The organism is Baaleninema simplex PCC 7105 (assembly GCF_000332355.1).
GTDB lineage: Bacteria > Cyanobacteriota > Cyanobacteriia > Cyanobacteriales > Geitlerinemataceae > Baaleninema > Baaleninema simplex.
In genome coordinates this window covers 3,777,225-3,784,493 of the sequence record NZ_KB235958.1, presented here as the reverse complement: position 1 = coordinate 3,784,493, position 7,269 = coordinate 3,777,225, and the positions used below count along the sequence as shown (strand labels likewise).

The window sequence follows — 7,269 nt, the reverse complement described above, 5'->3', positions numbered from 1 at the left end:
TGGGTGGGTCGCAGCAGCGTCTCGATGCCGTTGAAGCTTGTTTGTGGCGAGGTGATGTGGAGGGGTCGCTGGCTCAGTTCGAGGATTGGTCACACCCGCGCGTCACCAAGTTGGTGGCTTACGAGCAAAAACATCGACACCGCATCGTCAACTACAGCTATTACCAGTGTGAAGGGATTTCTATCGGCTCTGGAGCCATTGAATCGACGGTCAAGCAGATTGGTCGGCGTCTCAAGATTTCCGGCGCTCAGTGGGAACGTCAGAACGTTCCACAAGTCCTCAAGCAACGCTGTGCTTATCTCAATGGAGACTTTTACGCCTAACACTTGCAAAACTGGGATGCACCCGAGGTGCTAAATCTTCAATTTGATTGTCATTTAGGAGAACTTCTTTTAAATTCGGACAGTTTTTAAACGAACTTATTTTGGTGATTTTATTGCGAGCAGCCAACACAACTTTAAGGTTGGGAAATCCTTGCAAACCTGTTATATCTTCCAATAAATTATCGTTAAGACTCAGACGCTCTAGTTGAGACAAAGAGGAAATTGGAGGTAAATGGCGAATCTGATTTTTGTCAAGATTCAGAAATTTGAGGCGCGTTAAGTGCGGCAAAAATGCAAAGTCACGAATTTGGGTATTGACTAGGGATAGGCTCTCTAAATCAGTTAAATGTTGTAAAGGTGTAAAATCTTGAACGGGATTACCAGAAATACTGAGAGACTTTAAATCAGTTAAGTCTTGTAGAGGTGCAATATCATAAATTGAATTCCCCGCTAAACTCAGAGACTTGAGATGCTTCAGATATTGCAAGGGTCTTACATCTGAGAGATTTTCATTGTCGAGATGTAACTCTTCATTTCGCTCCAGTTTAAATTGTAAAACTTGGCAGTGACGGGTTTCGGCTCGCTCGAGTAAAACCTCGATCGTCCGTTGTGTTGCTTCAGGTAAAGAAGAAGCCGCTTTACACCAGTCTTCTAGGCTGTCGAGATCGCTCACATCAACCGGAGGTAATTCGTTCGATTCAGGAGAACGTTGAACGTTACAGCTTGTTAACCCCGCTGAGATCGCGAGAGTGAGAGCCAACTGAGCTAAAAATCTTTGAGACTTCATTTCCCTAATCTCTAAAAATCTATCTCATTTCTCTTGAGTTTACCGAAACAAAAGCTTGATGACAATCGAGCCTTCAACTCCAGTGGTAAAATCTTCTGTATTGAAAATGATTCTAGCCAGTTGAGATGACTCATGAAGTTCGAGATTAACTCTCGGCGGCGTTGGGGACTCCAATAGACTCGCTAGATTTCCCCAAAAGCGATTCACATTAGCCTAATTTTCCTATCTAAGCAGAGAAAAACAAAGATGAGAAAAGCCTTAACTGTGGCGTTACTTTCAGCGATAACGGTCAATTTTTGCGATCGCCAGATGGTGGTTTGAGTTTCACCTCAAGAGTTTGAGACGTTTGGCGATTGGTGTCGAAACTTAGAGCAGTTGACACCGGAAGCCAGACATACCGTCAAAATCTTATTAAAAAAAGCTGACACAGAAGATTGCGATCGAGCTGAGGAAATTCTCACCAGTCTGACAGAACTGAGTTTATGGAATGAGCCAATTAAAGATATTACACCGTTAGCGAGTTTCACGAATCTGACCGAGTTGACCCTTGAGAGCCTTCAACTCGAGGACATCACCCCCTTAGCCAATCTCACCAATTTGAGTGAGCTGGAACTGCTCGACAACCAAATCGAGGATATCACCCCCTTAGCCAATCTCACCCATCTGAACGAGCTGGGACTCACCAAAAACCAAATCAAGGACATCACCCCCTTAGCTAATCTCACCCATCTGAATAAGCTTTCGCTAAGCCAAAACCAAATCGAGGACATCACCCCCTTAGCCAATCTCACCCATCTGAACGAGTTGGCACTCACCAAAAACCAAATCAAGGACGTCACCCCCTTAGCTAATCTCACCCATCTGAACGAGCTTTGGCTCGTAGAAAACCAAATCGAGGACGTGACCCCGTTAGGGAACTTGACTCACTTAAGATTGCTCAAACTCGAAGAGAATCAAATCGAAGACGTCACCCCCTTAGCCAAGCTTACCAACCTCATCACACTTAACCTTAATAAAAATCAAATCGAGGACTTTGCCCCCTTAGCTAACCTAAAGAACCTGGAGGTACTGACCCTCAAAGAAAATAAAATTGAAGAAGTAACAACCGCCTTAGCTAACCTGACTAGCCTGGCATGGCTCGAACTCGAAGCCAATCAAATTGAGGACGTGACCCCCTTAGCCAATCTCACCAATTTGACAACACTTAAACTCTCTTTCAATCAAATCGAGGACGCGACCCCCTTAGCCAACCTCACTAACTTGAAATGGCTGGGACTCAGTGCCAATCGCATTGAGGACATCACTCCCCTAGCCAACCTCACGAACTTAATCGAACTCGAACTCAGTAAAAATCAAATCCAGGACGTGACCCCGCTCGCGAACCTCACTAAACTCTATTGGCTCGGACTCGGAGCCAATCAAATCGAGGACGTGACCCCCTTAACCAACTTAACTCGACTGGACGAGCTATCTCTTTGGGAAAATCAAATCAAAGATGTGTCACCTTTAGCCAGCTTAATCTATTTGGACGAGCTATCTCTCTGGGGAAATCCCATTATCGATCGAACCTGTCCCCTTCCCTATGAACGTGTTTGTCAGTTTGATTGGCCTTATGTTCCCACTCCCTTAAGAGGGGGACGACCCTAAAATACATAAACGGTTCTCACAAATCCGCGTTCTCACAAACTCAACAGGGGCAATTCTCCAATTAGAGTCTACAGTTACGCTCTTCCAAATCGGGAAGCGGACAGGTTTCGTCCACGAGAGGATTACCTTTGAGATCGAGTACATAGATTCGACTGACTAAAGAAAGCGGTTGAGCGTCTGTAATCCGATTGTTGCGTAACTTGATAGAAATTTGCCAACCCTGGGGAGTCTCGAGTGACTGTAGCGGCGAAACATCTTCGATCTGATTGTCAGACAGATCGAGGAAGTTTAAACAAGTCATTCCCGAAAATGAGGGCAGTTGACGAATCTGGTTTCCCTTTAAGGTTAATGTAGTGAGACTATCGGGTTGCTCGAAATCTTCAAGAGGACTGAGGTCAGTGATTTGATTGTTCTCGAGATGGAGTTCCCTATAAAACTTCATAAGTAATCCAGATCTAGGGTTAGTCATCATTCTCTGCCAACGTTCGCGATCGTAAACCCAAGTGGCTAAAGGACGAATATCTTCAATTTGATTGTCAGAAAGATCGAGATAGGTTAGATCGGTCATCTCTGCGAAAGAGGGCAATTGTCGAATCTGATTTCCAGTAACTGTTAAATCGACAAGACGCTCGGGGCGATCGAGGGCTTCGAGAGGTCTGAGATCTTCAATTTGATTGTTATCGAGATGGAGCTGTCTCACCTGAATTTTGAGAGGCGGTAAGTTACGAATTTGATTGTAACTTAAATCGAGTTTTGCATAACCTGTACCCACTAAAGGACTTAGATCTCGAACGAGATTGCTGGACAGATATAATTCAGAAACTTCAACATTTTGTAAGGGCGAAATATCTTGAATTTTGTTATTTTCAAGATATAACATAGAAACTTCTAAATCAGATTCATCAAGAGGTGTTAAATCTTCAATCTGATTGTCGTTTAAGAAAACTTTGTATAAATTTGGACAGTCCTTAAACGAACTTATTTTGGTGATTTTATTGCGAGAGGCCGAAACAACTTCAAGGTTGGGAAATCCTTGCAAACCTGTTATATCTTCCAATAAATTATCGTCAAGACTTAGACGCTCTAGTTGAGATAAAGAGGAAATTGGGGGTAAATGGCGAATCTGATTTTTGTCAAGATTCAGAAATTTGAGGCGCGTTAAGTGCGGCAAAAATGCAAAGTCACGAATTTGGGTATTGACTAGGGATAGGCTCTCTAAATCAGTTAAATGTTGTAAAGGTGTAAAATCTTGAACGGGATTACCAGAAATACTGAGAGACTTTAAATCAGTTAAGTCTTGTAGAGGTGCAATATCATAAATTGAATTCCCCGCTAAACTCAGAGACTTGAGATGCTTCAGATATTGCAAGGGTCTTACATCTGAGAGATTTTCATCCCTGAGAATTAATTTTTCATTTCGCTCCAGTTTAAATTGTAAAACTTGGCAGTGACGGGTTTCGGCTCGTTCGAGTAAAACCTCGATCGTCCGTTGTGTTGCTTCAGGTAAAGAAGAAGCCGCCTTACACCAGTCTTCTAGGCTGTCGAGATCGCTCGCATCAACCGGAGGCGATTCGTTCGAGTCAGGAGAACGTTGAACGTTACAGCTTGTTAACCCTGCTAACATCGCAAGAGCGAGGGTAAATCTCGCCAAAAATCTTTGAGACTTCATTTTTCTCAAGATCGATCGTATTTCTTGTCAGTTTACCGAAACAAAAGCTTGATGACAATCGAGCCTTAAACTATATCTAAGTTGTCTGTACCACTTCAGTCTCCATCACTAAAATCGACAGTTATGCTCTTCCAAATCGGGAAGCGGACAGGTTTCGTCAACGAGAGGATTACCTTTGAGATCGAGTACATAGATTCGACTGACTAAAGAAAGCGGTTGAGCGTCCGTAATCTGATTGTTGCGTAAATCGATATAAATTGACCAACCCTGGGGAGTCTCTAGTGACTGTAGCGGCGAAACATCTTCGATCTGATTTTCAGAAAGATCGAGGAAGCTTAAATAAGTCATTTCCGAAAATGAGGGCAGTTGACGAATCTGGTTTCCTTTAAAGATTAATTCAGTGAGACTATCGGGTTGCTCGAAATCTTCAAGAGGACTGAGGTCAGAGATTTGATTGTTTGCGAGATCGAGTCTCCTAGAAAATTTCAGAATTAATCCTCTAGGGTTAGCCAGCATTCTTTGCCAACGTTCGCGATCGTAAACCCAAGTGGCTAAAGGACGAATATCTTCAATTTGATTGTCAGAAAGATTGATATAGGTTAGATCGGTCATCTCTGCGAAAGAGGGCAATTGTCGAATCTGATTTCCAGCAACTGTTAAATCGACAAGACGCTCGGGGCGATCGAGTGCTTCGATCGGTTTGAGGTCTTCAATTTGATTGTTATCGAGATGGAGATGCATCACCTGAATTTTGAGAGGCGGTAAGTTACGAATTTGATTGTGACTTAAATCGAGTTTTACATAACCCAATCCGACTAAAGGACTTATATCTTGAATTAGATTATTGGACAGATGTAAGTCAAAAACATAAACTTTTTGCAAAGGCGAAATATCTTGAATTTTGTTATTTTCAAGATACAACTGTGAGACTCTTAATCCATATTTTTGAAGAGGTGTTAAATCTTCAATTGCATTGTTGTTTAAGATTATTTTTTTTAAGCTTGGACAATCTTTAAACGAACTTATTTTGGCGATCTTATTGCGAGAAACTGAAACAACTTCAAGGTTGAAAAATTCTTGCAAATCTGTAATATCTTCTAATAAATTATCGTCAAGACTTAGACGCTCTAGTTGAGACAAAGAGGAAATTGGAGGTAAATGGCGAATCTGATTTCCGTCAAGACTTAGAGACTTGAGACGAGTTAAGTATTGTAAAGACTCGAAGTCACGAATTTGGTTATTGGCTAGATCTAGCCGCTCTAAATCAGTTAAATTTTGTAAAGGTGCGATGTAACGAATTGAATTCTTCGCTAACTCGAGAGACTTGAGATGCTTCAGATATTGCAAGGGTCTTACATCTGAGAGATTTTCATCGCTGAGAATTAATCTTTCGTTTCGCTCCAGTTTAAATTGTAAAACTTGGCAGTGACGGGTTTCGGCTCGTTCGAGTAAAACCTCGATCGTCCGTTGTGTTGCTTCAGGTAAAGAAGAAGCCGCCTTACACCAGTCTTCTAGGCTGTCGAGATCGCTCACATCAACCGGAGGCGATTCGTTCGATTCAGGAGAACGTTGAACGTTACAGCTTGTTAACCCTGCTAACATCGCAAGAGCGAGGGTAAATCTCGCCAAAAATCTTTGAGACTTCATTTTTCTCAAGATCGATCGCATTTCTTGTCAGTTTACCGAAACAAAAGCTTGATGACAATCGAGCCTTAAACTATATCTAAGTTGTCTGTACCACTTCAGTTTCCATCACTAAAATCGACAGTTTCGCTCTTCCAAATCGGGAAGCGGACAGGTTTCGTCAACGAGAGGATTACCTTTGAGATCGAGTACATAGATTCGACTGACTAAAGAAAGCGGTTGAGCGTCTGTAATCTGATTGTTGCGTAAATTGATAGAAATTGACCAACCCTGGCGACTTCGCCGATTCTGTCATAGAGTTCGATTACCGATTGCAAGGCTGGGGCGATCGCCTGGAGTGGGAAGGATATCGCATCGGTAACGTTCTCGCCAGCTACGTCCACTTACACTTCGGGAGCAATCCGGCGTTTCCCCAACAGTTCGTCCGCTATTGTCGAGAGCGATCGCTGTAAGCTGCGATTGTTATTTACCGCTTGTCAAGTTCTGTTTGCGGAAGCCGATTCTGGAGTGACCTCGTGGGAAATCCTCAAAACGTGTAAACTCTTGGTAGCCAAGCTTTGCATAAAAATCAGCCGCTTGCCAGCTTTGAGTCCAAAGCCAGAGTCCTACAAGTTGCTGCGAGGCTGCATAGTTTTCTGCCTGTTTCATTAAAGACTTACCCAATCCTTGCCCCCGATAGTTTTCGTCTACCCAAAGCTCATCAATATACAGCCAATCCCACAATAAATCTGCTGTGAGAATTCCGATCGCATCTTGCCCGTTGTCAGCGATCCATGCCAGTCGTTCCTTACCAAAAGGAGGTGCAGAAGTCACCTCGGAATGACGGGTCTTCGGAGTTTGAGGTGATAATAGTATAATAGAAAACAAATGCAGGCGGATCTAAAGATGAACTTTTTTGTAGAAGACTTAATCAACTTACCCAAAGTAAGAGTGAGAAGCGTGGTCAGGGAACGCGAAGCAATATTTTTGCAGCTAGGCTTTAGAGAAGAGGAAGTTGCCTGTCCTCATTGTGGCAAAAAGACGGGCGAACTTAACCAAACACGAACCGTTAGAGTTCGAGACTTGCCCATTTCGGGTCAACTCGTATATTTGCAAATACCACGGCGTCAGTTTTACTGTAAAAAATGCCAACAATACTTTACAGAAGAACTAGACTTTATTGAAACTGGTCGAAGGTTTACTAGGCGGTACGAAGAATA

At 42.9% G+C, this 7,269-nt stretch carries 7 protein-coding genes and 1 pseudogene; 4 read left to right on the top strand and 4 right to left on the bottom strand.

Going from position 1 to position 7,269, the window contains the following annotated elements; genetic code table 11:
- Positions 1–323: pseudogene (locus GEI7105_RS31410) on the top strand (ISKra4 family transposase); the annotation flags it as partial.
- Here the strand turns inward: GEI7105_RS31410 and GEI7105_RS31405 are convergent.
- Positions 301–1,110 (bottom strand): leucine-rich repeat domain-containing protein, encoded by an 810-nt coding sequence (locus GEI7105_RS31405; protein WP_017662053.1) that lies wholly within the window; start codon positions 1,108–1,110, stop codon positions 301–303. The pseudogene GEI7105_RS31410 and the gene GEI7105_RS31405 overlap by 23 nt on opposite strands.
- A gap of 375 nt (positions 1,111–1,485) precedes the next feature.
- Between GEI7105_RS31405 and GEI7105_RS40545 the strand changes: the two genes are divergently transcribed.
- Positions 1,486–2,757: a leucine-rich repeat domain-containing protein gene (locus tag GEI7105_RS40545; RefSeq protein ID WP_017662052.1), complete on the top strand. Its 1,272-nt coding sequence runs from the start codon at positions 1,486–1,488 to the stop codon at positions 2,755–2,757.
- 61 nt (positions 2,758–2,818) lie between these two features.
- Here GEI7105_RS40545 and GEI7105_RS0119190 read toward each other — a convergent pair whose 3' ends face one another.
- Together GEI7105_RS0119190 and GEI7105_RS0119185 are read right to left on the bottom strand one after the other, a co-directional pair.
- Entirely contained in the window at positions 2,819–4,381 is a 1,563-nt protein-coding gene (locus GEI7105_RS0119190; protein ID WP_245555434.1) for a leucine-rich repeat domain-containing protein, read from the bottom strand.
- Between the two features lie 153 nt (positions 4,382–4,534).
- Positions 4,535–5,773, bottom strand: coding sequence for a leucine-rich repeat domain-containing protein (locus tag GEI7105_RS0119185; RefSeq protein WP_245555433.1), 1,239 nt, complete (start codon positions 5,771–5,773; stop codon positions 4,535–4,537).
- Positions 5,774–6,330: 557 nt separating this feature from the next.
- On the opposite strand from GEI7105_RS0119185, the gene GEI7105_RS0119180 reads away from it, so the two are divergent.
- Positions 6,331–6,522, top strand: coding sequence for a hypothetical protein (locus GEI7105_RS0119180; RefSeq protein WP_017662049.1), 192 nt, complete (start codon positions 6,331–6,333; stop codon positions 6,520–6,522).
- 10 nt (positions 6,523–6,532) lie between these two features.
- Here the strand turns inward: GEI7105_RS0119180 and GEI7105_RS31395 are convergent, their stop codons facing one another.
- Positions 6,533–6,883, bottom strand: coding sequence for a GNAT family N-acetyltransferase (locus GEI7105_RS31395; RefSeq protein WP_017662048.1), 351 nt, complete (start codon positions 6,881–6,883; stop codon positions 6,533–6,535).
- 72 nt (positions 6,884–6,955) lie between these two features.
- Here GEI7105_RS31395 and GEI7105_RS40020 point away from each other — a divergent pair.
- Positions 6,956–7,269, top strand: a 314-nt coding sequence (locus tag GEI7105_RS40020) for a transposase family protein (RefSeq protein ID WP_035492566.1), incomplete at its 3' end; no start/stop codon positions are given.